This is a genomic window from Pseudomonas sp. 1928-m, assembly GCF_029269135.1.
Classification (GTDB): domain Bacteria; phylum Pseudomonadota; class Gammaproteobacteria; order Pseudomonadales; family Pseudomonadaceae; genus Aquipseudomonas.
Genome location: NZ_JARIXO010000004.1, coordinates 295,524 through 322,225, shown reverse-complemented (window position 1 = coordinate 322,225; position 26,702 = coordinate 295,524). Strand labels below are relative to the sequence as shown.

19 protein-coding genes are annotated in these 26,702 nt (G+C 61.7%); 8 read left to right on the top strand and 11 right to left on the bottom strand.

The genetic code is table 11. The annotated features are described in order from the left end of the window. Window positions 1-9: 9 nt before the first annotated feature. Together dsbG and P3C18_RS15255 are read left to right on the top strand one after the other, a co-directional pair. Window positions 10-753 carry a thiol:disulfide interchange protein DsbG gene (gene dsbG, locus P3C18_RS15260; protein WP_275962726.1) on the top strand — a complete coding sequence of 248 codons (744 nt, stop codon included), beginning with the start codon at window positions 10-12 and terminating at the stop codon, window positions 751-753. A gap of 117 nt (window positions 754-870) precedes the next feature. After that, window positions 871-1,620 carry a 3-oxoacyl-ACP reductase family protein gene (locus P3C18_RS15255; RefSeq protein ID WP_275962695.1) on the top strand — a complete coding sequence of 250 codons (750 nt, stop codon included), beginning with the start codon at window positions 871-873 and terminating at the stop codon, window positions 1,618-1,620. Between the two features lie 85 nt (window positions 1,621-1,705). Here the strand turns inward: P3C18_RS15255 and P3C18_RS15250 are convergent, their stop codons facing one another. Both P3C18_RS15250 and katG read right to left on the bottom strand, forming a co-directional pair. Continuing rightward, window positions 1,706-2,257 carry an ATP-dependent zinc protease gene (locus P3C18_RS15250; protein WP_275962694.1) on the bottom strand — a complete coding sequence of 184 codons (552 nt, stop codon included), beginning with the start codon at window positions 2,255-2,257 and terminating at the stop codon, window positions 1,706-1,708. A 158-nt stretch (window positions 2,258-2,415) separates the two neighbouring features. After that, complete coding sequence (katG, locus tag P3C18_RS15245) at window positions 2,416-4,626, bottom strand: catalase/peroxidase HPI (RefSeq protein WP_275962693.1); 2,211 nt, start codon at window positions 4,624-4,626, stop codon at window positions 2,416-2,418. A 221-nt stretch (window positions 4,627-4,847) separates the two neighbouring features. Between katG and P3C18_RS15240 the strand changes: the two genes are divergently transcribed. Both P3C18_RS15240 and P3C18_RS15235 read left to right on the top strand, forming a co-directional pair. Beyond that, on the top strand, window positions 4,848-5,039 hold the full coding sequence (locus tag P3C18_RS15240) for a hypothetical protein (RefSeq protein WP_275962692.1): 192 nt from the start codon (window positions 4,848-4,850) through the stop codon (window positions 5,037-5,039). Window positions 5,040-5,064: 25 nt separating this feature from the next. Next, window positions 5,065-5,463, top strand: a complete 399-nt coding sequence (locus P3C18_RS15235; RefSeq protein WP_275962691.1) for a cupin domain-containing protein — start codon at window positions 5,065-5,067, stop codon at window positions 5,461-5,463. A gap of 1 nt (window position 5,464) precedes the next feature. Here P3C18_RS15235 and P3C18_RS15230 read toward each other — a convergent pair whose 3' ends face one another. Continuing rightward, entirely contained in the window at window positions 5,465-5,965 is a 501-nt protein-coding gene (locus tag P3C18_RS15230; RefSeq protein ID WP_275962690.1) for a DUF1203 domain-containing protein, read from the bottom strand. Between the two features lie 158 nt (window positions 5,966-6,123). Between P3C18_RS15230 and P3C18_RS15225 the strand changes: the two genes are divergently transcribed. From P3C18_RS15225 to P3C18_RS15210, 4 genes are all read left to right on the top strand, one after another. Next, window positions 6,124-6,528, top strand: a complete 405-nt coding sequence (locus P3C18_RS15225; RefSeq protein ID WP_275962689.1) for a hypothetical protein — start codon at window positions 6,124-6,126, stop codon at window positions 6,526-6,528. A gap of 74 nt (window positions 6,529-6,602) precedes the next feature. Further along, a complete protein-coding gene (locus P3C18_RS15220) occupies window positions 6,603-7,103 on the top strand; it encodes a disulfide bond formation protein B (protein WP_275962687.1) in 501 nt (166 codons plus the stop codon). 316 nt (window positions 7,104-7,419) lie between these two features. Continuing rightward, window positions 7,420-8,424, top strand: a complete 1,005-nt coding sequence (locus P3C18_RS15215; RefSeq protein ID WP_275962686.1) for a TRAP transporter substrate-binding protein — start codon at window positions 7,420-7,422, stop codon at window positions 8,422-8,424. Window positions 8,425-8,605: 181 nt separating this feature from the next. Continuing rightward, window positions 8,606-9,613 (top strand): DctP family TRAP transporter solute-binding subunit, encoded by a 1,008-nt coding sequence (locus P3C18_RS15210; protein WP_275962685.1) that lies wholly within the window; start codon window positions 8,606-8,608, stop codon window positions 9,611-9,613. Between the two features lie 57 nt (window positions 9,614-9,670). Here P3C18_RS15210 and P3C18_RS15205 read toward each other — a convergent pair whose 3' ends face one another. From P3C18_RS15205 to P3C18_RS15170, 8 genes are all read right to left on the bottom strand, one after another. Then, window positions 9,671-11,116 (bottom strand): efflux transporter outer membrane subunit, encoded by a 1,446-nt coding sequence (locus P3C18_RS15205; protein ID WP_275962684.1) that lies wholly within the window; start codon window positions 11,114-11,116, stop codon window positions 9,671-9,673. A gap of 71 nt (window positions 11,117-11,187) precedes the next feature. After that, a complete protein-coding gene (locus tag P3C18_RS15200) occupies window positions 11,188-14,295 on the bottom strand; it encodes a multidrug efflux RND transporter permease subunit (protein WP_275962683.1) in 3,108 nt (1,035 codons plus the stop codon). Window positions 14,296-14,428: 133 nt separating this feature from the next. Then, window positions 14,429-17,521, bottom strand: a complete 3,093-nt coding sequence (locus tag P3C18_RS15195) for an MdtB/MuxB family multidrug efflux RND transporter permease subunit (protein ID WP_275962682.1) — start codon at window positions 17,519-17,521, stop codon at window positions 14,429-14,431. Continuing rightward, on the bottom strand, window positions 17,518-18,744 hold the full coding sequence (locus P3C18_RS15190) for an MdtA/MuxA family multidrug efflux RND transporter periplasmic adaptor subunit (protein WP_275962680.1): 1,227 nt from the start codon (window positions 18,742-18,744) through the stop codon (window positions 17,518-17,520). Before P3C18_RS15190 ends, P3C18_RS15195 begins: the two co-directional genes overlap by 4 nt. 193 nt (window positions 18,745-18,937) lie before the next feature. Continuing rightward, window positions 18,938-19,438: a thiol peroxidase gene (gene tpx, locus P3C18_RS15185; RefSeq protein ID WP_275962679.1), complete on the bottom strand. Its 501-nt coding sequence runs from the start codon at window positions 19,436-19,438 to the stop codon at window positions 18,938-18,940. Window positions 19,439-19,580: 142 nt separating this feature from the next. Beyond that, window positions 19,581-20,924 carry a sodium:alanine symporter family protein gene (locus P3C18_RS15180; RefSeq protein ID WP_275962678.1) on the bottom strand — a complete coding sequence of 448 codons (1,344 nt, stop codon included), beginning with the start codon at window positions 20,922-20,924 and terminating at the stop codon, window positions 19,581-19,583. A gap of 294 nt (window positions 20,925-21,218) precedes the next feature. Next, window positions 21,219-24,887, bottom strand: a complete 3,669-nt coding sequence (locus P3C18_RS15175; protein ID WP_275962677.1) for a translocation/assembly module TamB domain-containing protein — start codon at window positions 24,885-24,887, stop codon at window positions 21,219-21,221. Beyond that, a complete protein-coding gene (locus tag P3C18_RS15170) occupies window positions 24,884-26,611 on the bottom strand; it encodes an autotransporter assembly complex family protein (protein ID WP_275962676.1) in 1,728 nt (575 codons plus the stop codon). The genes P3C18_RS15175 and P3C18_RS15170 overlap by 4 nt, the downstream gene beginning before the upstream one ends. Window positions 26,612-26,702: the final 91 nt, after the last annotated feature.

Sequence of the window (26,702 nt, the reverse complement as noted above, 5' to 3'; positions counted from 1 at the left end):
CTCCCCGTAATGATTTCAGCCTTAACCCTGCTGACCGTGCCCTTGTTGCATGCAGAGGATTGGCCAGCTCCGATCAAAGCCGTTGAGGCGCGCGGTGCCGAAATTATCCAGCGTTTCGATGCCCCGAGTGGCCTCCAGGGTTATGCCGCCCGCTACAACGGGCAGGGTGTCGCCCTGTACCTGACGGGCGATGGCCAGCACGTACTGGTCGGCAGCCTGCTCAATGCCCAGGGTGAAGACCTTTCGCGGCAGCCGCTGGACAAGCTGGTGTACGAGCCGCTGGCCAAGGAAATGCTCGGCAAGCTGGAGCGCAGCACCTGGATCGCCGATGGCAGCGCCAAGGCGCCGCGCATTCTCTATATGTTCTCCGACCCCAACTGCCCGTACTGCAACATGTTCTGGAAACAGGCGCGGCCCTGGGTCGAGGCCGGTGATGTGCAAATCCGCCACGTGATGGTTGGCATGCTGCGCCAGGACAGCGTCGAAAAGGCCGCAGCCCTGCTCAGTGCCAAGGATCAGCAGGCGGCGCTTCATCAGCATGAGTCCGCCGGCAAAGCCAGCCAGCTGCAAGGGCTAAAGAAGATTCCAACGGCTATCCAGCAGCAGCTCGACAGTAACCTTGGACTGATGGCAGAAATGGGCGTATCGGCTACGCCAGCGATTTTCTACCCGGACGAAAACGGCCAGATGCGCCAGCAGCGAGGTGCGCCAAATCCCGATGTCCTCAAACAGATCATGGGGCCGCGCTCCTGATCGCAACATCGCGCGCTGAGCGGTTTCGCTCGATAATCCGAGTCCCAGGCGCGCTGCAATAGATTGCTCACACCTTAGTCAGACCGACTGACTTAATTTTTGTAATGGAGATACAGCATGACCTCTACCCAAACACTGCAAGGCAAAGTGGCTTTCATCCAAGGCGGTTCGCGCGGTATCGGCGCGGCCATCGTCAAACGCCTGGCCGCTGAAGGCGCAGCAGTGGCCTTCACCTATGTGTCCTCCGCCGAGCGGGCCAATGCCCTGGCCAGCGAAGTCACCAGCGCTGGCGGCAAGGCCCTCGCCCTCAAGGCCGACAGTGCCGACGCAGCCGCCGTGCAACAGGCCATTCGCGCTGCGGTCGAGCACTTCGGCGGCCTGGATATTCTGGTTAACAACGCTGGTGTGCTGGCCTGGGGCAGCACCGAAGAACTGACCCTGGAACAGCTGGATCACACTCTGGCAGTCAACGTGCGCAGCGTGTTCGTCGCCAGCCAGGAAGCCGCCAAGCACATGGTCGACGGCGGGCGCATCATCAACATCGGCAGCACCAACGCCGACCGCATCCCGGTGGCCGGCGGCGCGGTATATGCCATGAGCAAGTCGGCGCTGGTCGGCCTGGCCAAAGGCATGGCCCGCGACCTGGGCCCACGCAACATCACCGTGAACAACGTACAGCCCGGCCCGGTGGACACAGAGATGAACCCAGCCGATGGCGAAGGTGCCGAGTATCTGAAAGGCCTTATGGCGCTTGATCGTTACGGCAAGGCAGAAGAAATCGCCGGCTTTGTCGCCTACCTGGCCGGCCCGGAAGCGGGTTACATCACCGGGGCCAGCTTGATGATTGATGGCGGTTTCTCGGCCTAACCTCTGACTGAAACAAGGGCATGTGCGGCTCACCACATGCCCCGATCAGCTGGCGAGGCCTTCGAAAAATTCGATCAATTGCGCATCAGCTGGTCTGGGTGCAACTTGGCTGCCCAGCCGAGTAACGCACGCCGGGGCTGACTGCGGCGTTGAATTCTTTCAGGGCCGATGAGCCGATCAGCAGCGGAAATTCAAAGGCGCTGCGGTCGGTCAGGTTGACCTCGATATTCTTCAGCTCATCGCCCACGCAGATGTCCATCTCGATCACCGGGCGCGCGCTGTATAGCTGCTTGTCGCCGGGCTTGCGGTCATCCGCGCGGCGTTTGATATAGCTCATGCGCGCCAGCGGCTTTTCAATGATCTGCGCTTGCTTGGCGTTTTCCATACCCAACTGAAAGCGCACCCACTCGCCGMCATCACGTTTGAACATTTCAATATTCTTGGCGCTCAGCGAGGCGGTTTCAGCGCCGGTATCGAGTTTGGCGGGCAGTTCCAGGGCCAGTTCATGCAGCGAAACCTTCTCGTGCAGGCCGTAGATCTGCGGCTGGTTGGCCATCGCACCGGTGGCGAACAGAGCGGCGCAAAGTGCAAAGGCGGCCGGAACCTGTTTAAGCGGTACGCAGGCGATGTTGGACATAAAGAGACTCCCAAGGCATTTAAAAAGATGGGGCAAGGTTAACCGCGCTGGCTGAATTCAAACTTAATCAAGCACTTATAAAAAACTTCGCCCCACCATGAGTGACCATGGCGGGGCGAAGTGGTTTCATCTGAGGCCTATTAAGCCTCTATAGTGGGTCACTTGAGATCGAAGCGATCCAGGTTCATCACTTTGGTCCAGGCGGCGACGAAGTCCTGCACAAACTTCGCGGGTGCATCGCTGGTGGCATAAACCTCAGCCTGAGCGCGCAGCTGCGAGTTGGAGCCGAACACCAGGTCAACCTGGGTGGCGGTCCATTTCAGGTCGCCAGTTTTACGGTCGCGGCCTTCCAGCACACCTTCGCTGGCAGACTTCTGCCACTTGGTACCCATGTCGAGCAGGTTGACGAAGAAGTCATTGCTCAGGGTTTCCGGGCGCTTGCTGAACACCCCATGCTGGGCTTTGCCGGCATTGGCATTCAGCGCGCGCAGACCGCCGATCAGCACGGTCATCTCCGGCGAGGTCAGTTCCAGCAGCTGCGCCTTGTCGACCAGCAACTCGGCAGCAACGTTTTCGTAACCCTTGCGGGCGTAGTTACGGAAGCCATCGGCCTTGGGCTCCAGCACCGCGAAGGATTCGACATCGGTCTGATCCTGCGAGGCGTCGGTACGGCCTGGGGCGAACGGCACCACTGCATCCACACCGCCCTTCTTCGCCGCGGCTTCCACCGCTGCGGAGCCGGCGAGAACAATCAGGTCGGCCAGGGAGATTTTCTTGCCGCCGGCGGCCGAGACGTTGAAGTCCTTCTGGATGGCTTCCAACGCTGCCAGCACCTTGGCCAATTCGGCCGGCTGGTTAACTTCCCAGTCCTTTTGCGGCGCCAGACGAATACGCGCGCCGTTGGCACCACCACGTTTGTCGCTGCCACGGTAAGTGGAGGCTGACGCCCAGGCCGTGTTGACCAGTTGCGCAATCGACAGGCCGGATGCCAGCACCTTGGCCTTGAGGCTGGCGATGTCCTGCGCATCCACCAGGGCATGGTCGACGGCCGGAACCGGGTCTTGCCAGATCAGCACTTCGGCAGGTACCAGCGGACCGAGGTAACGAGCACGCGGGCCCATGTCACGGTGGGTCAGCTTGAACCAGGCGCGGGCGAATGCATCGGCGAATTCCTGCGGGTTCTGGTGGAAACGGCGAGAAATCTTCTCGTAGGCCGGGTCCATACGCAGCGACATATCGGCGGTGGTCATCATCGGCGGGTGTTTCTTCGCCGGGTCGTGAGCGTCCGGGATCAAGTGCTCGGGTTTGACGTTCTTCGGTGTCCACTGGTGGGCACCGGCCGGGCTTTTGCTCAGTTCCCACTCGTAGCCGAACAGCATGTCGAAATAGCCGTTATCCCAGGTGGTGGGGTTAGGCTTCCAGGCGCCTTCGATACCGCTGGTGGTGGTGTGCACGCCTTTGCCTGTGCCGAACTTGTTGATCCAGCCCAGGCCCTGTTCTTCAAGCGGTGCGGCTTCGGGCTCAGGGCCGACCAGTGATGGATCACCCGCACCGTGGGCTTTACCGAAGGTGTGACCGCCGGCTACCAGGGCCACGGTTTCTTCATCATTCATGGCCATGCGGGCGAAGGTTWCGCGCACATCGCGGCCCGACGCCAGCGGATCAGGGTTGCCATCCGGGCCTTCCGGGTTGACGTAAATCAGGCCCATCTGCACGGCGGCCAGCGGGTTTTCCAGCTCGCGGTTGCCGGTGTAACGGCTGTGCGGTTTGTCGCTGGTGGCCAGCCACTCGGTTTCCGAACCCCAGTAGGTGTCTTCTTCCGGCTCCCAGATGTCCGGACGGCCGCCGGCAAAACCGAAGGTCTTGAAGCCCATGGACTCCAGGGCGACGTTACCGGCCAGAACGAACAGGTCAGCCCAGGACAGCTTGCGGCCGTACTTCTGCTTGATCGGCCAGAGCAGGCGACGGGCCTTGTCCAGGTTGCCGTTATCCGGCCAGCTGTTGAGCGGCGCAAAACGCTGGTTACCGGTGCTCGCACCGCCACGGCCATCGTGGATGCGGTAAGTGCCTGCAGCGTGCCAGGCCATACGAATCATCAGGCCGCCGTAATGCCCCCAGTCGGCTGGCCACCAGTCTTGCGAGTCGGTCATCAATGCCGTGAGGTCTTTGATGACGGCATGCAGATCAAGGGTTTTGAATTCATCGGCGTAATTGAAGCCCGCACCCATGGGGTCGGACTTGGAGGAATGTTGATGGAGAATTTTCAGGCTGAGTTGGTTAGGCCACCAGTCGGCGTTCTTCGGTGCGCCGCCAGCCACACTGTTGGTTCCGGCAGCACCCGAGAACGGGCATTTCGCATCGTTTGACATGTCTCTCTCCTGTTGTTTTTACCTAACGGGGTGGACTCAGCTTGGTAGCTGGACTGCGAACGAGCCAATAGGATTTGGGTATGACCTTTATAGTAGTCAGGGTATATGACTCAGTGACTATAGAGTCATCGCCGTAAAACAGCTGATAAAGTGGCAGGTGTCTGCGCCCTGTTCGCGCCGAAAAACACCGCGTTAAATCACCCCAAATGAGCGCTTGAACCGTGGAAGATACCCGCCAAACAGCAGCCGCCAGCGACGCCGAAGTACTGGCTTATATGCAGCGTCAACTGCGCTCCGGCCGCGTGAAACCGAGCGTGCTGGTGAGCCTGACGCAAAAGGAGTTCGCCGATGTCAGCCATGAGCGCATCGTGCAGTGCTTCAATCAGTTGGACTCTTCGTTGCTTAAACGCTGATCCAGAACAGGACAAGGAGCACAGCATGCCCGCCAGCCGCGTCGAGGAAATTCTACATACGTATCTGCATGTTCAAGATGGCGGAAAAACCCAGCAGGTTGCCGTCACCGAACAGTYCTGGAGTGATATTGCTGGCGGGGCCAAGCCTGAGTTGGACCAGGGCAGGTTGATGTCCGCCTTCAGCTTTTCGGCAGACTGGCCCAGTTGGGAACGCCACCCGGCTGGTGAAGAGCTGGTCATGCTACTAAGTGGCAGTGCAGTGCTACTGCTTGAAGAAGCAAACGGCGAGCGCGAGCTACTGCTGGATATGGTTGGCAACTACGTGCTGGTGCCACAGGGTGTGTGGCACACGGCCAGAACCACACAACCCACTACCCTGCTGTTCCTCACACCCGGCGCCGGCACCGAGCATCGCCTTGTTTGATCTAGCCCTCGCTTGCCCGCTCGACCCGGCACTGGAAGCAGTTGAACTTGGAGCGGATATGCACGTAGGCCACGCTGGGGTCGCGAAGAATCTGCTGACAGACCGCTGTTAGCTCTTTGCCTGGCACCACCTGGCCGGTGTCGTAACGAATCCAGTCGTCGCTGCCGTAGCCACGCACAATCGCCGGTTCCAGAAACGCAAACCAGGCAGGCAATGTCGCCTGTTCATACCGTTCACAGGGTTGCTGATGCAGAAAGATCGGTCCAGTTTCGGCATAGGGTTGTAGCGCCGCAAAGGGCCGGTAAGCCAACACCAGTTTGGTCGCGCCGGGGGTAATCAGGTTCAAGCAGTGMCTGCAGGGATTGGCCAGGCCTTCAGCCGGCCGTTGTACGGGTAACTGGCCGTTGGCATCCAGCCCGCCCTGCCAGATATGCATGGCCTCGGCACTGGCTATGCCGCGAACGCGCAACGCAATGGGTGCTGCATCAGTGGATGGGTTCATCGCCAAGCTCCTTTGTCCGGGGTGTGCGACAGACCTTAGCCAGCTGAAATGCTGCCCGCTATGCACTTCTGGCTTTCAAACTTCAGGGCTTTTGCTCAACGCCTGGTACGCCGTTATGCTCGCGCAATTCCAATGCCGTTCTACAGGGAGCGTTACCCATGCTTGGCAAACTGCTGGTGACCCTTGGCATCGTGTTTTATGCCGTGGTGGTGCCGATCTTCGAGCTGAACGACTCGCATGTGTTTAACCCAAGCTGGGAGGCGCATGCGCGTTTGCATGAGGTCTGGCAGCTGGCGACCAATTGCGCGATTGGCGCATTCTCGTTCTGGCTGGTGTGGTTTAGGGCCAACCTGCGCCTGAGCAGCCTGATGACCCTCTTCGTCACCGGCGGATTTCTCCTGGCCTATGCCTTGCGCGGCAGCTATGGCGGCTCGATGGTGTTGTCCGATGGTTCGGAAAAAATGATCCTGGGCATCAATCTGGGCTTGTTTGCCTATTCGCTGGCGATCATCCTTGCGCTGCTAGCCCTGTATCTGGATCGCTCAAACAGGCCTGCAACTTAAATTCGCGCCGGGCATCTGATGCCTCGGCAGAGTATCTGCCTCAGTCAATGCGAACGCCTCTACCGGAGATTCAGATGTCCCGCGCCACCTCAATCAAGCCTCTGCTCGCCCTGATTGCTCTCGCCTGCTTTGCCATGCTCGGCGGTGCCTTGCTGCTGCAGCATCTAGCCGGTTGGGAGCCTTGCACCCTGTGTATTCAGATTCGCCTGTGGCTGCTCTGTGGTGGCGTTGTCAGCCTGTTGATTCTGGCCGCTGAAGCCCTCGGCCTGCGCTGGCTGACCTTGCCGCTCTGGCCGTTACTACTGGCCGCTGCAGGTATGGCGGTGTATGACAACACKCACCTGGTACTGATCGAAACCGGCGTGCTGGAAAGCTCAAGTTGTTCGCCCTTCCCCTTCTATGCCTTCTACCTGCCACTGCATGACTGGCTGCCCAGCGTATTTATGAGCGCCGGCGTGTGCGGGCAGAACGWCTACAGCATCCTCGGTCTGTCGTTTACCCACTGGACCCTGCTCAGCGTCGCCCTACTCTTGGCTTTGTGTCTGTTTACTGCCTGGCGCGCTGCACGCCGCTGATCCGCCGATAGCACTTCCCCCGCAGGTGGCGGTAAAACGCCACCCACGCCCTCAATAAGCGGTTTTTTGCCGATTTTTGCGCACAAATGGCGATTTCTCGCCAGCCGCTGTGCGTTCGATCACGGCCACTTTGTGGCCGCTCAAGCCCTGCAGCCGTTTTGCCACTCTGGCATAGGCATTGCGATATAGCCGGTGCACTGCGCACGGCAACCTAGCGTGCTGCCGCGCCAACCTGACAGCCCGCACCAGCCAGCCTGCTGAAACGTACCCTGGCACGCCGTCAACACAACAACATAAGAAGAATAGGAACACCGCTATGTTCAAGTCGATCTGCGCTATTGCCGCTGGCAGCCTGCTGCTGGCGTCTACCACGCTTCRCGCGGCAACCGACAAGGGGCCAATCGTGATCAAGTTTGCCCACGTGGTTGCAGACAACACCCCCAAAGGCCAAGGCGCATTGCTGTTCAAGAAGCTGGCCGAGGAACGCCTGGGCAACAAGGTAATAGTCGAGGTGTACCCCAACTCCACGCTGTATGGCGATGCCAACGAACTCGATGCTTTGGCTAAAAACGAAGTGCAACTGCTGGCACCGTCGCTGGCCAAGTTCGAGAAATACACCAAGCAGCTGCAGGTGTTCGATCTGCCGTTTCTGTTCGATGACCTAGATGCTGTCAACCGCTTCCAGAAGCGCGCCAAAGGCCGCCAGCTGCTGCGCTCCATGGAAGACCACAACATCGTCGGCCTGGCCTATTGGCACAACGGCATGAAGCAGCTTTCGGCCACCAAGGCGCTACTGGTACCGGGCGACGCAGCCGGTTTGAAGTTCCGTATCCAGCCTTCCTCGGTGCTTGAAGCGCAGTTCAACCAGCTCGGCGCCACGCCTTTGGTCATGCCATTTGCCGAAGTCTTCGACGCGCTGAAAAGCGGCAAGGTGCAGGGCGCAGAAAACCCCTGGTCGAACATCTACAGCAAGCAATTGCACAGCGTGCAGCCGTTTATCACCGAGACCAACCACGGCGTGCTCGACTACATGCTGGTGAGCAACCCACGCTTCTGGTACGCCATCCCGCACCAGATCCGTATGGAGCTGGAAGGCATCATCGACGAGGTGACCTACGAGGTGAACCGCCAGGCCGAAGCCGCCAACCAGGCCGACCGCGACCGCATCGCCGCTGCCAGCGGCACCCAGGTGACCGCCCTCAGCGACGAACAACGCGACGCCTGGCGCAAAGCCATGCAGCCGGTGTGGCAACAGTTCGAAAGCGTGATTKGGGCTGACGTGATGAAGGCCGCGCAAACGGTTAACCGCAACAAGCGTTAAGACGTGCGCCATCGCACTCCACGTCCTCACCAAGTGCAGTAACCTGCGCGCCGCTCTAACTAGCCCCTCGCCCATCCCTGGTTGATCACCAGGGATGCCGGCAAAAAGCCGCTACGCTTTAACCTGGGTTTAAACCCCGACTATTCAAGACTGCTCGCCTGCCTCAACCAAGGACTCACCTATGTTCAAGTCGATTGCTGTTATAGCCGTTGGCACCCTGCTGTTCAGTGCATTCAACCTCTGCAACGCTCAAGAACAGGAGCCCATCCTGATCAAGTTTGCCCATGTCGCCGATGAGCACACGCCCAAGGGCCAGGGCGCACTGCTGTTCAAACAGCTGGTCGATCAACGCCTGGCAGGCAAGGTCAACGTCGAGGTTTACCCGACATCCAGCCTATTTGGCGATGACAACGAATTGCAGGCTTTGGCTAACAATGAGGTGCAATTGCTGGCGCCGTCGCTGGCCAAGTTCGAGAAATACACCAAACAACTGCAAGTCTTCGACCTGCCCTTCCTGTTCGATGATCTGGAAGCCGTAACGCGCTTCCAGAAACGCGCCAAGGGCCGCCAATTGCTGCGCTCCATGGAGGCGCATAACATCATTGGTCTGGCGTATTGGCATAACGGCATGAAGCAGCTCTCGGCAACCAAAGCGCTGCACGTGCCCAGCGATGCAGCGGGTTTGAAGTTCCGTATTCAGCCCTCCAGCGTGCTGGAAGCGCAGTTCTATCAGATCGGTGCGACGCCACTGGCCATGCCTTTTGCCGAAGTCTTCGACGCGCTGCAGAGCGGCAAGGTGCAGGGCACCGAAAATGCCTGGTCAAACATCTACACCAAGCAGTTGCACACCCTGCAGCCGTTTATCACCGAGACCAACCACGGTGCGCTCGACTACATGCTGGTCAGTAATCAGCGTTTCTGGTTTTCCATTCCTCACCATATCCGCAGTGAGCTGGAAGCCATCATCGATGAAGTGAGTTTTGAGGTGAACCGCCAATCCGAGGCCGCCAATCGTGCTGATCGTCAGCGTATCGAGGCGTCGGGCAGCAGCCAGATCATCAGCCTCAGCGACGAACAACGTGCGGCCTGGCGCGCCGCCATGCAACCGGTTTGGCAGCAGTTTGAAGCCGACATCGGTGCAGACATCCTCAAAGCCGCGCAAACGGTTAACCGCAAAAACCGCGAATAGCACTCCCTGAGCCTTGAGCGTCAATACGGCGGTAGTCCGTACTGACGCTTGGCTTRTTTAGCGGTCTTCTTGCTTTTGCTCTTGCACCTCTAAATCACCCTGCCAACCACCACCCAGCGCAGCGATCAGTTGCACGCTGGCGGTCAAACGGCTGCCCAGCAGGCTGAGATTGCTGCGTTCGTTGTTCAGCGCCGTGGCCTGCACGTTGACCACGCTGTTGAAGTCCACGGTGCCGGCGCGGTACTGGTTTTCGATCAGGCGCAGGGATTCACGGGCGGCGTCCAGCGCTTCCTGCTGGATCACGGCTTCCTGCTGCAGTACGCGCAGTTGCACCAGGTAGTCCTCCACCTCACGGAAGCTGTCGAGCACCGACTGGCGGTATTGCGCCACGGTCTGGTCGTAGGCTGCTTCGCTGCGTTCCAGCTCGGCGCTGCGCGCGCCGCCATCGAACAGGGTCAGTGCCAGCTGCGGGCCGAGGGACCAGAAGCGGTTGGGCAGATCAATCCAGTCGGCAAAGCTGCTGCCACGGTAGCCGCCGCTGGCGGAGAGGGTCAGATCCGGGTACCAGGCGGCTTCGGCGACGCCGATCTCGGCGTTGGCGGCGATCACCCTGCGCTCGGCGGCGGCCACATCCGGACGACGCTCCAGCAATTGCGATGGTRGGGCCACAGGGATCTCGGGCAACGCCGGGAGTTGTTCACGTGGCGCGATGCTGAGCTCGCTGGGCGGTACGCCGACCAATACGGCAATCGCATGTTCCAGCTGAGCGCGCTGCCACTTCAGGTCAATGGCCTGGGCCTGGGTGCTTTTCAGCTGGGTCAGGGCCTGGCTGACATCGGATTTCGGCACGATGCCGGCGTTGTACTGGTTTTCCGTGAGCTTCAGCGAACGCGCATAAGCTGCGACTGTGGCATCGAGCAGGCGTTGCTGATCATCCAGCACGCGCAATTGCAGGTAGTTCTGCACCAATTCCGCCTGCAGGCTGAGTTTTAGCGCGGCGAGATCCGCGGCGCTGGCCTCGAAGCCGGCGCGACTGGACTCCAGCGAGCGGCGCAGCTTGCCCCAGATATCCAGCTCCCAGGCGGCATTCAGGCTGAGGTTATAGCTCTTGCTGATATCGCCCGTGCTGCTCGTGGTGCTGCTGCTATTGGCACCGCTGCCCTGACTGCTGCGGGTGGCTCCGGCGCTACTCGACAGGCTCGGATAAAACGCCGCGCGCGCGCCGCGCACCAAGGCGCGGGCCTGGCGATACTGTGCCTCGCTGGCGGCGAGGTTCTGGTTAGAGATATTCAACCGCTCAACCAGAGCATTCAGCTCAGCATCGCCATACAGCTGCCACCAGCTGCCGCGCTCCAGTACATCGCCGGGCTTGGCCTGGGTCCAGCCTTCTATCTGTTTGAACTGCGCCGGGGTTTGCAGCTGCGGGCGCTGATAATCCGGGCCGATGGCGCAGCCGCCTAACAATAAGCTGAGTGTAAGCAGCCCCATGTAGGCGCGGGCCATGCCCGCGAATGGCTTCGCAACAGAACAGGTTTCGCGAGCACGGCTCGCTCCTACGGGTATTGGCAGCAGGGTCATAACGGGGTTTCCAGAGCAGCGTCAGTGCGCACACCGCGCCAGCGGTTGACCCGGTGGCGCAGGCGGTCGAAATACAGGTAGATCACCGGTGTGGTGTAAAGGGTCAGCAATTGGCTCAGCACCAGCCCGCCAACGATGGTGATGCCCAGCGGCTGGCGCATTTCCGAGCCTTCGGCGCTGCTCAGCATCAGCGGCAATGCGCCGAGAATCGCCGCCAGGGTGGTCATCATGATCGGCCTGAAACGCAGCAGGCAGGCCTGGCGGATCGACTCCTCCGGGCTCAGGTGTTGTTGGCGTTCCAGCTGCAGGGCCAGGTCGATCATCAGAATGGCGTTCTTCTTGACGATACCGATCAGCAGAAACAGCCCGAGCAACGAAATCAGGCTGAACTCAATGCTCATCAGCTGCAACGCCAGCAGCGCGCCGACGCCGGCCGAGGGCAAGGTGGAGAGAATGGTCAGCGGGTGGATATAGCTCTCGTAGAGCACGCCGAGCACGATATACACCACCACCAGAGCCAGCAGGATCATCCACGGCTGGTTCTGCTGGGTTTGTTTAAAGGCCCCGCCGGTGCCGCCCATCATGCCTTGCACCTCGGTGGGCAAACCGATCCGGGCAATAGCGTTGTCGATGGCCTGGCTGGCCTGATCCAGGCTGACGCCTTCGGCCAGGGAAAAGCCGATGTTTTCTGCGGCGAACTGGCCCTGGTGGTGCACGCGGTCCTCTTCCAGGCTGCGCTCCCAACGGGCGAAGCTGGACAGCGGCACCCGCGCGCCCTCGGCGCTAATCAACTGAATCTGGTCGAGGGTTTCCGGGTACTGGGCGAACTGCGGGTTGATCTCCATCACCACGCTGTACTGATTCAGGCTGTCGTAGATGGTCGACACCTGGCGCTGGCTAAAGGCGTTGTTCAGCACGGCGGTGATCATGTTCATGTCCACGCCCAGGCGTTTGGCCATATCGCGATCAACCACCAGGCGGATCTGCTGGGTGCCTTCGGCTTCCTTGGCGTCGATATCGGTCAGTTCCGGCAAGGCCCGCAGCGCCTCACGCACCGGTGGCAGCCACYTGCGCAACTCGTCCAGGTCACCCGACAGCAGCATGTATTCGGTTTCCGAGCTGCGCCCTTCCCGCCCGCCGATCTGCAGGTCTTGGTCGGGCATCAGGAACATCCGCCCGCCGGGCACTTTCGGCACCGAATGGCGCAGGCGGTTGATCACCTCCTGGGAGCTGACCTTGCGCTCGGCGWCCGGCTTGAGGCGCACGATCATAAAGGCGTTGTTGATCCCGCCGCTGCCGCCGATAAACCCGGCCACACTGTCCACCGCAGGGGCGGCCAGCACCGCGCGGCGGAAGATTTCCATCTTCGGCTGCATCACCTGAAACGACAGGCCGTTGTCGCCACGGATCATGCCCACCAGCTGACCGGTGTCCTGCTGCGGCATAAAGGTCTTCGGCACGCTGACAAACAGGAAGATATTCAGCGCGATGGTCGCCAGAAGGCTAAATAACATCAACAGCGAATGGCGCAGCGCCCAGTCCAGACCACGCGCGTAAAACGCCAGCACGCGCGTCTGCACGGCCCCGCCCCAACRCTGCATGGCGCTGGGCTGGTGCTCGGCGGTTTCAGACTTGAGCCAACGCGCGCAGAGCATGGGCGTCAGGGTCAGCGACACCAGCAGGGAAATCACGATGGCCACCGCCAGGGTGATAGAGAACTCGCGGAACAGCCGCTCGACGATGCCGCCCATAAACAGGATCGAGATAAACACCGCGACCAGCGACAGGTTCATCGCCAGCAAGGTGAAGCCCACCTCGCGCGCGCCCTTGAACGCCGCCGCCATGGGCGTTTCACCGGCCTCGATATGCCGCGAGATGTTTTCCAAAACGACTATGGCATCGTCCACCACCAGACCGGTGGCGATAATCAGCGCCATCAGCGACAGGTTGTTCAGGGAGAAATCCAGCAGGTACATCACCGCAAAGGTGCCGACCAGCGACACCGGCACAGCCAGGGCTGGAATCAGCGCCGCGCGCCAACGGCCAAGAAAGGCGAACACCACCAGAATCACCAGCACCACGGCGATCAGCAAGGTCTGCTCGGCCTCATGCAGGGTGGCGCGAATCACTGGCGAGCGGTCCATCGCCACTTCCAGTTCGATACTGGCGGGAATCACCGCACGCAAGGCCGGAAGCTGCTCGCGAATGCCAGCGATGGTTTCGATGATATTGGCCCCGGTCTGGCGGTTGATCACCAGCAGCACCGCCTGCTCATCGTTGAAGAAGCCGCTGTTGTAGCGGTCCTCAACGCCATCTGTGACGCTGGCCACATCGCCCAGGCGCACGGCCGCGCCGTCCTGATAGCGAATGATTAGCGGCAGGTAATCGGCGGCTTTTTCCAGCTGATCGCTGGCCTGCACCTGCCAGTGCCGCTCGGCATCTTCCACCGCGCCTTTCGGTCGTTTGGCATTGGCTGCGCTGATGCTCTGGCGCACTTCATCCAGGGCGATGCCGTACTGATCAAGCAGGCGCGGCTCCAGCGCCACGCGCACAGCGGGCAAGGAGCTGCCGCCAATCTGCACTTCACCAACGCCGGTTACCTGGGCCAGCTTCTGCGCCAGAATGGTCGAAGCCACGTCGTACAACTGGCCCTTGTTGAGCACGTCGCTGGTCAGCGACAGCACCATGATCGGCGCCTGCGACGGGTTGACCTTGCGGTAGGTCGGCATGCTGCGCATGCCGCTGGGCAATAGCTCGCGCGAAGCATTGATCGCCGCCTGCACCTCGCGGGCGGCGGCGTTGATGTCGCGGTCCAGATCGAACTGCAGCATGATCCGCGTACTGCCCTGGCTGCTGCGGCTGTTCATCTGGCTGATGCCGGCGATGGTGCCGAGCGAACGCTCCAGCGGCGTGGCCACGCTGGAGGCCATGATCTGCGGGCTGGCCCCCGGCAGGCTGGCCTGCACGGTAATCGTAGGGAAATCCATCTGCGGCAGCGGCGCCACCGGCAGCAGGCCGAAGCTGACGCCGCCGAGCAGCAGAATCGCCAGGCTCAGCAGCAGGGTTGCCACCGGCCGGCGGATAAAGGGCGCGGAGAGGTTCATGGATGCATGCCCTGCTCCCTCTCCCATTTATGGGAGAGGGTTGGGGAGAGGGTCAAGAACGTCACGCGATCTCCACCCTCCCCCCCGGCCCCTCTCCCGCAAGCGGGAGAAGGGAGGAAGAGCCAGATACCACTCATACCGTCACCCCTGCCGCGCTACGGCGGCTGACCCGCCGCGACAGGCGGTCGAAGTACAGGTAGATCACCGGCGTGGTAAACAGCGTCAGCACTTGGCTCAGCAACAGCCCACCAACCATCACCAGGCCCAGCGGCTGGCGCAGTTCAGCCCCGGAGCCAGTGGCCAGCATCAGTGGGATCGCGCCGAACAGCGCGGCCAAGGTGGTCATCAGAATCGGCCGAAAGCGCAGCAGCGCCGCCTGGTAAATCGCCGCTTCCGGCTGCATGCCCTGGTTGCGTTCGGCGTCGAGGGCGAAGTCGATCATCATGATCGCGTTCTTCTTGACGATGCCGATCAGCAAGATGATGCCGATGATCGCAATCAGGCCCAGTTCGTTCCCGCTGATCAGCAACGCCAGCAGCGCGCCAACCCCGGCCGAGGGCAAGGTAGAGAGAATGGTGATCGGGTGGATATAGCTCTCGTAAAGCACGCCGAGCACGATATACATGGTGACGATGGCCGCCAGAATCAGCAGCAAGGTGCTCGACAAGGAGGCGCGGAAGGCTTCGGCCGCACCCTGGAAGCGGCTCTGCACCGCCTGCGGAATGCCGATCTCCTGCTCAACCCGCTCGATCACCGCCACTGCCTCACCCAGGGATACACCACTGGCCAGGTTGAATGACAAGGTAGCCGCCGGGAATTGACCGATATGGTYGATCAGCAGGCTGGCGGCGCGCTCCTCGACCTGGGCCAGGGTCGACAGCGCGACCTGCTGACCATCAGCAGCCTTGACGTGAATCTGCCGCAGCGCGGCTGGGCCGATGCTGCCGGCATTCTCGCTTTCCAGCACCACGCGGTACTGGCTGGCCTGGGTGTAGATGGTGGAAATCTGCCGCTGGCCAAAGRCGTCGTACAGCGCGTTGTCGATATCGGCAATGCTTACGCCGAGGCGCCCGGCCATGTCGCGGTCGATCTGCAGAAACACCTGCAGGCCACGGTTCTGCAGGTCACTGGCCACGTCAGTCAGCTCCGGCTGCTCGCGCAGCGCGCTGACCAGCTTGGGCACCCACTCTTCCAGCAGGCTGATATCCGGCGACTCCATGCTGAACTGGAACTGCGTGCGACTGACCCGATCCTCGATGGACAGGTCCTGCACCGGCTGCAGGTACAGCTCAATCCCGGGAATCCGCGCCAGTTCTGGGCGCAGACGCTCGATGATCTGACTGGCGCTGACATCGCGCTCGGCCCGTGGCGTCAGATTGATCAGCAGACGGCCGCTGTTCAGCGTCGGGTTGTCACCGTCGAYGCCGATATAGGACGRCAGGCTGGCCACCGCCGGGTCCTGCAGAATGACTTCGGCCAGGCGCTGCTGACGCTCGCTCATGGCGCGGAAGGAAATCGACTGCGGCGCCTCGGAAATGCCCTGGATCACCCCGGTGTCCTGCACCGGGAAAAAGCCCTTGGGCACCGCCAGGTACAACAACACGGTCAGCGCAAGGGTGCCGATGGCCACCAGCAAGGTCAGCGGCTGGTGCTTGAGCACCCAGGTCAGCCACACGCCGTAACGGGCGATCATGCCGTCGATCACCGCCCCGGCGGCGCGGTAGAAGCGCCCTTCTTCTTCGGGCTTTTCCGCCTTGAGCAGGCGCGCGCACATCATCGGCGTCAGGGTCAGCGACACCACCAGGGAAATCAGAATGGCCACCGCCAGGGTGATGGCGAATTCACGGAACAGCCGCCCGACTACGTCGGCCATAAACAGCAGCGGAATCAGCACGGCGATCAGCGAGATGGTAAGCGAGACCAGGGTAAAACCGATCTGCCGCGCGCCTTTCAGCGCTGCATTCAGCGGCGTTTCGCCCTCTTCCAGATGGCGGGCGATGTTCTCCAGCATGACGATGGCGTCGTCCACCACAAAGCCGGTAGCGATGGTCAGGGCCATCAGCGTCAGGTTGTTGATGGTAAAGCCGGCCAGGTACATCACGCCGAAGGTGCCAACCAAGGACAGCGGCACGACGATGGACGGGATGATGGTCGCCGATACCTTGCGCAGAAACAGGAAGGTCACCAGCACCACCAGGGCGATGGCCAGCAGCAGTTCATGCTGCACACCCTTGACCGCCGCGCGGATGGTTTCGGTGCGGTCGGTCAGCACACTGACCTCGACGCTGGCCGGCAGACCCTGGGTCAGATTGGGCAGCAGGGTCTGGATACGGTCGACCACATCGATGACGTTGGCCCCGGGCTGGCGCTGCACGTTGACCAGCACCGCCTCGTTACGGTTGGCCCAGGCGGCCAGGCGCTGGTTTTCTGCGCCGTCGATGATGGTCGCGACATCTTTCAGGCGCAGGGTGGCGCCGTCCTTGTAGCCGAGAATCAGCTCGCGGTATTCGTCGACGGATTTCAGTTGGTCGTTGGCGTCCAGTTGCGACACCCGGGTTGGGCCGTCGAAGTTGCCCTTGGGCTGGTTGACGTTGCTGGCGGTAATCAGCGTGCGTACATCGCTGAGGTTCAAGCCATAGGAGGCCAAGGCTTCCGGGTTGACCCGCAAACGCACCGCCGGGCGTTGCCCGCCGGCCAGGCTGACCAGGCCTACGCCGCTGGTTTGCGCGAGTTTTTGCGCCAGGCGAGTATCGACCAGGTCAAACACCTGCGGCAGCGGCAAGGTTTTCGAGCTGATGGCCAGGGTCAGTATCGGGGTGTCAGCCGGGTTGACCTTGTTGTACACCGGCGGTGCCGGCAGGTCGCTGGGCAGCAGGTTGCTCGCGCCATTGATCGCGGCCTGCACTTCCTGCTCGGCGACATCCAGCTTCACCTCCAGGTTGAAGCGCAGGGTAATTACCGAAGCACCGCCCGAGCTGGTCGAGGACATCTGTTTCAGCCCGGCCATCTGGCCGAACTGACGCTCCAGCGGCGCGGTGACCGCACTGGTCATCACGTCCGGGCTGGCGCCGGGATACAGGGTCATCACYCGGATGGTCGGGTAATCCACTTCCGGCAGCGCCGATACGGGCAGCATACGGTAAGCGATCAGGCCGCTGAGGAAGAYCGCCAGCATGATCAGCGTGGTGGCGACCGGACGCAGGATAAACAGGCGGGAGGCGTTCATTGGACGCGCGGCGCTCCTTTGCGCTCAGGCGTAAGTGCTTCGCTCTGAGCAGCAACCGGTTTATCGCCAATCACTTCGACCGGATTGCCCGAACGCAGGCGGTCGGTGCCTTCCAGCACCAGGCGATCACCCGCTTTGAGGCCCTGCTCGACCACGCTGAGCTGGCCGTCGCTGGCGCCAACGCTGATCGGCGTCAGCTGCACCTTGTCTTCAGCGTCCACCACGTAGGCGAAGGTGCCGCTGGCGCCGAACTGCAGCGCTGCGGCTGGCATCAGGGTGACGTTCTGCAGGGTTTTCACCCGCAGGCGCACGTTGACGAACTGATTGGGGAAGAGCATTTCTTCGGCGTTGGCGAAGCGTGCCTTGAGCTTGACCGTGCCGGTGGCGGTGTCGATCAGGTTGTCGACGCTTTCCAGCTCACCGTCGGCCAGTTTGAGCTTTTCACTGCGGTCCCAGGCCTCGACGGCCAGGGTTGCGCCGCTACGCAGCTGCTGCACCACCGCCGGCAATTCGGCTTCGGGCAGTGTAAACATCACGGCAATCGGCAGAGTCTGGGTAATCACCACCAGCGGTAATGCATCGCCGGAGCTAACCAGGTTGCCGACATCGGCCTGGCGAATGCCCAGGCGGCCGCTAATGGGCGCGCGTACCTGGGTGAAATCCAGATTTAGCCGCGCAGTGGCAACATTCGCCTGCAGGCTTTTGATCCCGCCACGGTATTGGTTGACCAGCGCTTCCTGGGTGTCGAGGGTCTGCTTGGCAATCGAGTCTTCGGCGAACAGACCGCGGTAACGCGCCAGGTCCAGCTCGGCATTACGCAGCTGCGCCTGGCTTTCCTGCAACGCGCCTTGAGCTTGCTGCAGGGCGATCTCGTAAGAGCGCGGGTCGATCACTGCGAGCAGGTCGCCGGCCTTAACCTGCTGGCCATCCTTGAACAGCAGCTTGACCAGCTCACCCTCCACCCGGCCACGCACATTCACCGTGTTGTAGGCGGTCACAGTGCCCAGGGCCTTGAGCTCAATCGGGAAATCACCCTGGCTGACGGTCGCCACGCGCACCGGCACCGGTCCGCCATCGCGCCAAGGGCCACCACGCTTGGGCGCTTCCGGCGGGCTGGGCCAGAACCACCACAGCAATAAGGCGAGAACAGCCAGCGCGAGCGAGCCGACCAGCCATTGGCGCGACAGGTTGCGAGGACGGGGGGCGAGCTGTGTATCAGGCATGGCAACGATCACTTCCTTGGGGAGCGTGAACGATATGCAGTATCAGCCGGCCTGCAAAGCTTCTTTACCGCCTATTTACCTTTTCCTTACGTAACTAAATATCTGATCCACATATGAAAAGTGCTTGTCATAAAAACCTTCATCAACAAAAACGGCCTGCAGAGCAGGCCGTTGGACACGCATTAAGCGGGTGTTACTTGAGCGCAGCAATCGCGGCGTCGTAGTTCGGCTCATCGGCAATTTCGCCAACCAGCTCGCTGTGCAGCACCTTGTCGTTTTCATCCAGCACCACGACCGCACGGGCGGCAACACCCACCAGCGGGCCGCTGGCAATGGCCACGCCGTAGTTCTGCAGGAAGTCAGCGCCACGCATGGTCGACAGGTTGATCACGTTTTCCAGACCTTCAGTACCGCAGAAACGCGCCTGGGCGAACGGCAGGTCGGTGGAGATACACAGCACCACGGTGTTGGCCAGTTTGCTCGCGCTGGCATTGAACGTACGCACGGAGGTGGCGCAGGTCGGGGTGTCGACGCTTGGGAAAATGTTCAGAACTTTGCGCTTGCCGGCCAGGCTGGCCAGGCTCACATCGCTGAGGTCACCGGCAACCAGGCTAAACGCCGGCGCTTGCTGACCAACTTGCGGCAGTTGACCGGTGACTTCAACCGGGGAACCTTTGAGGGTGACTTGTGCCATGGGAACGATCCTTATCAACGAAATTGGAGAGGGCTAACAAGTAAGGGCGCGAACCCGCCAAATGGCAAGCCCGCGCCCTCTTGAAGGGAGGCCGGCATAGCTGACCAAAGAGTCAGACTACCCTGCCCGCCCAGGCGACACATCAATTTTTTGCGAAGTGATCCTTGGTCAGCTTGACCACGATCGGGCTGAGCAACAGCAGCGATAGCAAGTTAGGAATCGCCATCAGACCGTTGAGGGTATCGGCCACCAACCAGGCGAAGTCCAGCTGGGCAATCGCACCAAACGGCACGGCTACAACCCAGAGAATGCGGAACGGCAGGATCGACTTGGTGCCGACCATATATTCCCAGCACTTCTCACCGAAGTAGCTCCAGCCGAGGATGGTGGTAAAGGCAAACACCACCAGGGCGATGGTCAGAATATAACCACCGACGCCCGGCATGGCCTGCTCGAAGGCTGCCGCCGACAGTGCCGCACCGCTGGCACCGCTGGTCCATACGCCGGAAGTAATGATCGCCAGGCCAGTCATCGAGCAGATGATGATGGTGTCGATAAAGGTCCCGAGCATGCCGATCATCCCCGAACGTACCGGGCTATTGGTGGTGCCGGCCGCCTGAGCGATACCTGCAGTACCCAGGCCTGCTTCGTTGGAGAAAATACCGCGCGCCACACCGAAGCGAATCGCTGCCATTACCGCTGCACCGGCAAAACCACCGGTAGCCGCAATCGGGGTAAAGGCGTAGGTGAAGATCATTTCAAAGGCTTTCGGGATTTCCGAGGCGTTGACCACCAGCACCACCAACGCGGCGATGATGTAGGCCACACACATAAACGGCACCAGAGTCGCCGCCACCTTACCGATACGCTTGATACCGCCGAGGATCACCATGCCGACAAACAGCATGGTCACCACACCGGTGACCCACAGCGGAATGTTGAAGGTGGTGTGCAAGGCGGCGGCCATGCTGTTGACCTGCACCATGTTGCCGATGCCGAAACCGGCAAAGCCGCCGAAGATGGCGAACGCGGTACCCAGCCACAGCCACTTTTTGCCCAGGCCGTTTTTAATCGCGTACATCGGGCCGCCGACGTGTTCGCCGCGCTTATCCTTCTCGCGGTAATGCACCGCCAGCACCACTTCGCAGTACTTGGTGGCCATGCCGACCAGTGCGGTACACCACATCCAGAACAATGCACCTGGGCCGCCGAGGAAGATTGCGGTGGCTACACCAGCGATATTACCGGTACCCACAGTGGCGGCCAGGCAGGTCATCAATGCCTGGAACGGGCTGATCTCGCCGCTCTCGGCATCGCCTTTCTGGCGGCCTTGCCACATCAGTTTGAAGCCGGCGCCGATCTTGCTCAGCGGCATGAATTTCAGGCGCAACATGAGGAACAGACCGGTGCCGAGAATCAGCACCAGCATGGGCGGGCCCCAGACCACGCCATTGAGTTGATTGACCAGGGTGTTGACGAATTCCATGCTCATTTCCTTATTCTTGTAGTGAACGCGAGGTGGGTAGCCTTCGCTTGTCCGATTGCCGGGTAGGCCAGGCTGTTACGCAGAACGCGAGCCGGGTTGGCGCGTCTGCAAACAACGGATCGGGCTATACCAGTCAGCGCAACGACTGCCCGGTGATCAGCGGCGGTCAGTATATGAAGACTGTGATAGTGGTTTTCACTGTTTAGATTTCAACGCTCAGACGTTTTGAGCGAGGGGCGCAATTTAAACGCGAATTAACTGGGTTAATCCAGCGCTGCCCCGCAGAAACATGGCCTAGAAATCGCGTCGATAGAACAAATCCAGAGAACTGGCCAACCCGCTGGCAGCCTCTAGGTAGAGCCGTCGGCTCAGTTCATAGCGCAAGGCGATGGTATTGGCGGGCTCGAATACCCCCACGCCGTAACGCAGGCTCAAACGCTCGGACAGGTTGCCGCTGGCCACCACGCTGGTAGTCACCCCCGAGCCCTGGGTGTCGAGTTGAAAATCGCTGATGCCCAGGCCCTGCGCCAATGTATTGACCAGCGGTGCACTGCCGGCCATGCCCAGGGCCAGTGCAGCTTGCGCCAGCATGCTGTTGTCACCACCGCCCTGCCCCAGCGGCCGCCCCATAACCAGGTAGGACAGTGCTTGCTCCTGGCTCATGGCCGGCTCGGAAAACACCGTACTGGTCGGTTGCGCTGCATTGCCACTGAGGCGCAGGCCGGCAGTCACGTCATCGACCTGACGCACCGCCTCGATATCAAGAAACGGCTGATCGATAGGCCCGGCAAATAGCAGGCGCGCGCGGCGCACATTCAGGCGCTGACCATAGGCGCGGAATCGGCCCTTGTTCAGGCTCAGCTCGCCACGGGTATCCAGGTCATTGCCGATGTGCACGCGGCCGAGCAGCTCGGCCTCTAGGCCAAAGCCGCTGAAGGTCAGGCGCTGCTGGCCGACTTCAACATCGATATCCATGGCGATTGCCGTGGCCTGCTGCTGCGTGCTGTCGCGGCCCACCACCACGGCATCGCTGGAAACCTGCACGGTTGAGGGCGGCAGTTCGCGCACTTCTATCTTGCCGCTGGGGATCAGCACCTTGCCAGCCACCGCCAGCTGTTCACCACGCAGGCTCAGACGCAGATCCGGCGCGACTTCCAGCGCGGCGTAGGGCTCCACCGTCACCGGCAGACGACTGCCGCGCAGCTGCATATCCGCGAGCAATCCATCGGCCCAGCTCAGCTCGCCATTCAGGCTGCCCTGGCCCTGCTCGCCACTGCGCCAATCGCCCTCCAGCTGCAGCCGTTCACCCTCGATGCGCGCCTGCAGTTGCAGCTGCTCGATATTCATCGGCAGCTCGCCACCGCTGATTTCGCCATTCAACACGCGCAGGTTGCCGTTGATCTGCGGCGCCAGCAGCCCGCCTGACAAGGTGCCCGCGCCATTCAGTTGCCCGGCGATACGCTCGACCATCGGCACAAACGGGCGCGCCAGCGCCAGGTCCAGGCCGTTGAGACGGAAGCTGCCGGACAGCGGCTTGCTCACTGGGCGCGGATCAAGTTGAGCCTGCAGGGATAGTTCGCCGATAGCCGGGCCACGCAACTCCAGCAGGCTGTCGATGCGTTGCGGGCGCAATTGCGCGCTCAGGCGCAGGCTGTCGTAAGCAAAATCCAGCCACTGTTGTTGATCACGAATACGCCAGATACCGCTGCCGGCATCCAGCTCCAGGCTGCCGTTCGGCCCGCTGGCCGGCAGATCCAGCTGCAGCCGGCCATTGAGCTGGCCTTGCCAGGCGAAGTCCTTGGGCCACCACTGCGCCAGGCTGTCCATGGGGAAGTTGCTTAGCTGGTAGTTCAGCTTGGGCTGCGGCAGCAGGCGCTGCTCCGCGCCACACATGCTGGCATCGCCAGAACGCCAGCAATGCGCGCCCAAGCTGAGCTGCCCATTGGCCAGCCGCACCAGCGTGGCCGGCTGTTGCAGGCGCCAATCCTGGCCGCCGCTTTGCACCTCGCCACGGCTCAGGCTGCCGCGCCAGTTGCCCTTATCCAGCTTGCCGGCCAGGGCCAGCTGACTTTGCAATAAAGGACCTTGCAGTTGCAGCTCCAGGCTTTGTTGCTGCTGATCACCGGCGGCAGTGACATCCAGGCGACCCAGTTCGGCTTCACCCAGCTGAATTCCCAATGCCTCCAGGGTTACTCGGCCGCGTTGGGCACTGTTCAGGCTGGCATCGAGCTTGAGCTGTTGCAGGCGTTGGTCATCAAAGGCCAACCGCAGGCCTTGCAGCTGCAACTGTCCCTGGGGTGCTTGCAGACTCCCAGCCAGATCCAGCTGACCATTGAGTTGGCCCTGCAAGCCCGGCCATAGCTGGCCCAGCCGCGGCATTGCCAGCAGCAATTGACCGCTCAACTGTTGACGCAGCGCCGCTTGGCCACTGATGCGGTTATCTCCCAGGCGGATATCCAGGGCACTCAACTCGCCCTGCTCCAAGCCGCCGGCAAACTTCGCCAGCAGCTTGGCCGGCTGCCCGCGCAAACGACCGCTGAGATCGATATCGGCGTTGAGATTGAGCTGCTGATTAATCAGGCTGCCGGAGCTATTTAACGGGCCGGCCAGGCTGCCGGGCAATTCGGCCAGCCAGTATGCGGGGTCAAGCTGACTCAACTGCAAACGCACATCCCAGCTCAACTGCTCGGCAAACCCCAGGCTGACCTGGCCTTCGGCGCGGCCCTGGCCGGCCTGCAGGCGCAGCTCAGGCAAATACAGCTTCTGTAGATCGCCACTCAGCGGGCTTTGCAGGCTAATGGCGCCAGCGGGGCCATCCAGCTCGGCGGCGAAATGCCCGAGGTAGTTGCCATCCTGATAGGCCAGCTCACCATTAAGTACCCGCAGCGCCACAGGCGGCTCTTCATCCAGAGGATAGAGGCGCTGCCAGGGAAAGTTCTGCCAATTAAAGTGGCTGTCCAGGCTCAGGCCCTGTTGCCAGCTCAGCTCGCCGCTAAGCTGCACCTGCTGCTCCGGGCTGGCGGTCAGGCTCAAGTTGCTGATCGCTGCGCCGTCGGCCTTAAGCAACCCCGCCAGCGCCAAGGCAATCGGTCCCTCGGTTGCCGGCAGGCTGGCGCTGCCGACGACCTGATAGCCGTCCTGCAGATCGCCCTGGGCATTTAGCTCAAGCTGCTCAAGATTCAAGGTATCGGGCAACTCGGCGCTGGCCTTGAAGGCGGCAACCTGCAAACGCAGTTGCGCCGGCAGGTGCTCCGCCAAAGGCTGCAGCCAACCGCTCAGTTCGCCAGTCAGATAACCGCTGCTGCTGGCCGTGATCTGCACCCGCTCGCGCAGCTCACCTTCGAGCTGCAGTGCCAGCGGCCAGGCCTGCTGCTCGGGCGCTGGCAATTGCAGCTGTCCACTGAGCTGCAGCGGCCAATTGCCGGTGGTTTGCACCCGACCCTGCAGCGCCAGCTGCAGATCGGCGGTGTGCAGGCTGAGGTTGTCGACCTGAATACCCTGCGCAGTCCAGCGTGCGGCCAGCTGCAGGCCTTGCAGCTGCTCGACGCCATTAAGCTGCAGGCTGTCGATCCGCACCTGCCCCAGTTGCAAGGTCAGTGGCAGGCTCAGGTCCGGCAAGCTGAACGGCTCGCTGCTGGGCTGCTGATCATCCGGGAACACCAGGCTGATCGGCCCGCTGTGCAGCTGCTCGATACACAGGGCCAGGCGCAGCAGACATACAGGCGACCACTCCAGGCGAGGCGCCATCACCTGCACGCTGTCATCGCCCTGCTGCCAGCGCAGCTGTGTCGCGCTCCAGCTGCCGCCCAGGCGGCCGTTGAAATCGTCCACCTGCAAGCCCGGCACCTGCGTCAATAACCAGCGGCTGCCAGCCTGGGTGCCCAGCAGCAAGCTCAGGCTGATGACCAGCACCAGCAGCAGCCCTAGCAGACTGAACAGCCCATTACGCAGCCCGCGCTTCACAGTTCCGGCCCCATGGAGAAATGCAGGCGCACACCGCCCTGATCATCCAGCGGATGCGCCAGATCGAGGCGCAATGGCCCCAGTGGCGACACCCAGCGCACGCCAACGCCCACCGCGCTTTTTAGCGAGGGAATCTCCAGCGAATCGAAGGTATTGCCCTGGTCGAAGAAGCTTGCCAGGCGCCAGCGCTCGGTCAGGCTGTATTGGTATTCCAGGCTGCTGGTAAACAGATAGCGCCCGCCGATCTTGTCGCCGGCACGGTTCTCCGGCGACAGGCTCTGGTAGTCATAACCGCGCACACTCTGGTCGCCCCCGGCGAAGAAGCGCAGCGACGGCGGCACCTTGGCAAAGCCATCGGATTCAGTGCCGCCCACTTGCACCCGGCCGAGCAGTCGATGGCGGTTAAAGACAGTGGTCAGACCCTTGAGCTGGATATTGCCGTGCAGCACATTGGCATCGGACAACAGCCCCTTAGCCGCACCAGACAGATCGAGCTGCAGGCGATAGCCGTGGTTGGGGTCGATCTGGTTGTCACTGTGCAGATAGGAATAACTCAGGCCCGGCATCAACAGCGTGCTGGTGCCGGCGTCATCACCGAGGTCGTACTGTTCGTGCCGCCACTTCAGCGAGAGCACGCGCTGCCAGCCGCTGTCGAGTTTGCTGTGCCATTCCGGGCCGAAGGTCAGCAGGCGGCTGCTGCTGTCGGTATTGGCCAGGTCTTCGGCCTGGTAACCGCCGGCCACGCGCAGTTTGTCGGTCAGCGGTGGATCGAGCGGCACGTCGTACCACAGGCCGACATTCTGCCGCGGCGCCGATAGCTCGAACTCCGYGCCATAGCTGTGCCCCTGCGGGTTGGCCCAGTGCCGCGTCCAGTTGGCCCGGCCACGCGGGCCAACGTCGGTGGAAAACCCCAAGCCCAACCCCATGCTGCGTGGCTTGCGCGCCTGTAACTGAACCTGCACGGGGATCTGTTCGGCGGCAGCGCTGCCAGGGTTGGCATCCACCTGCACCGACTCGAAATAGCCGCTTGAGCGCAGCGCCTGATACAGCTCGGCAATCAGCGCCGAGTCGTAGGGCGTGTCGGCCGGGAACGGCACCATGCGCTGCAGCAACTGCTCATCGAACGGCGCATCGCCGACAAAACTCACTTCACCCAGTTGATAACGCGGCCCGCTGAGATAGATCAGCTCGATATCGGCAACCCCGGCGGCGGGATCGATGCTCAGTCGCTGCTGACTAAAGCGCCCGGCGAAGAAGCCATAGCGCGAGGCCTGATTCTGAATCTCGCGCTTGGCCGTGTCGTAACGCCCGTGATTGAGCTGCGCGCCGCTGCGCAGCAGCGGGTCATTGGGCGTGCGAAAGGCGCGCAGCTGTGCGGCAGGCCCTTCGACGCGCACTACCACATCACGCAGACGCACCGGTTCACCGGGCTGAATGCGCAGGGTCAGGCGCGGTGTCGTGCCCTCGCTGACTTCGCTGCTGATCTGCGCCTGGTAGTAGCCCAGGGCCTGGGCGGCTTTTTCCGCCTGGTTCTCGGCGACTCGGCGAAAACGCTGCAGGGCCTCGGCATCGCGCTCGCCCAGGCTGCCGATATAGCCCTCGATATTGCTTTTCAGCGCGCTATTAGCCGGTTCAACCCGCACACGCAACTGCGCTTCGGCCAGGGCCGTAGCACTCAGCAGCAGGAGAAACAGCCCGGCGAGAAGGTTGGGGAAAACACACATGAGGGCGATGCTAGCACGAGCTCAGGGCCGACTTAGAGCACCAGGGCGGGCAAATAGTTGCGACTCGATGTGTCGGTAAACACATCGAGTC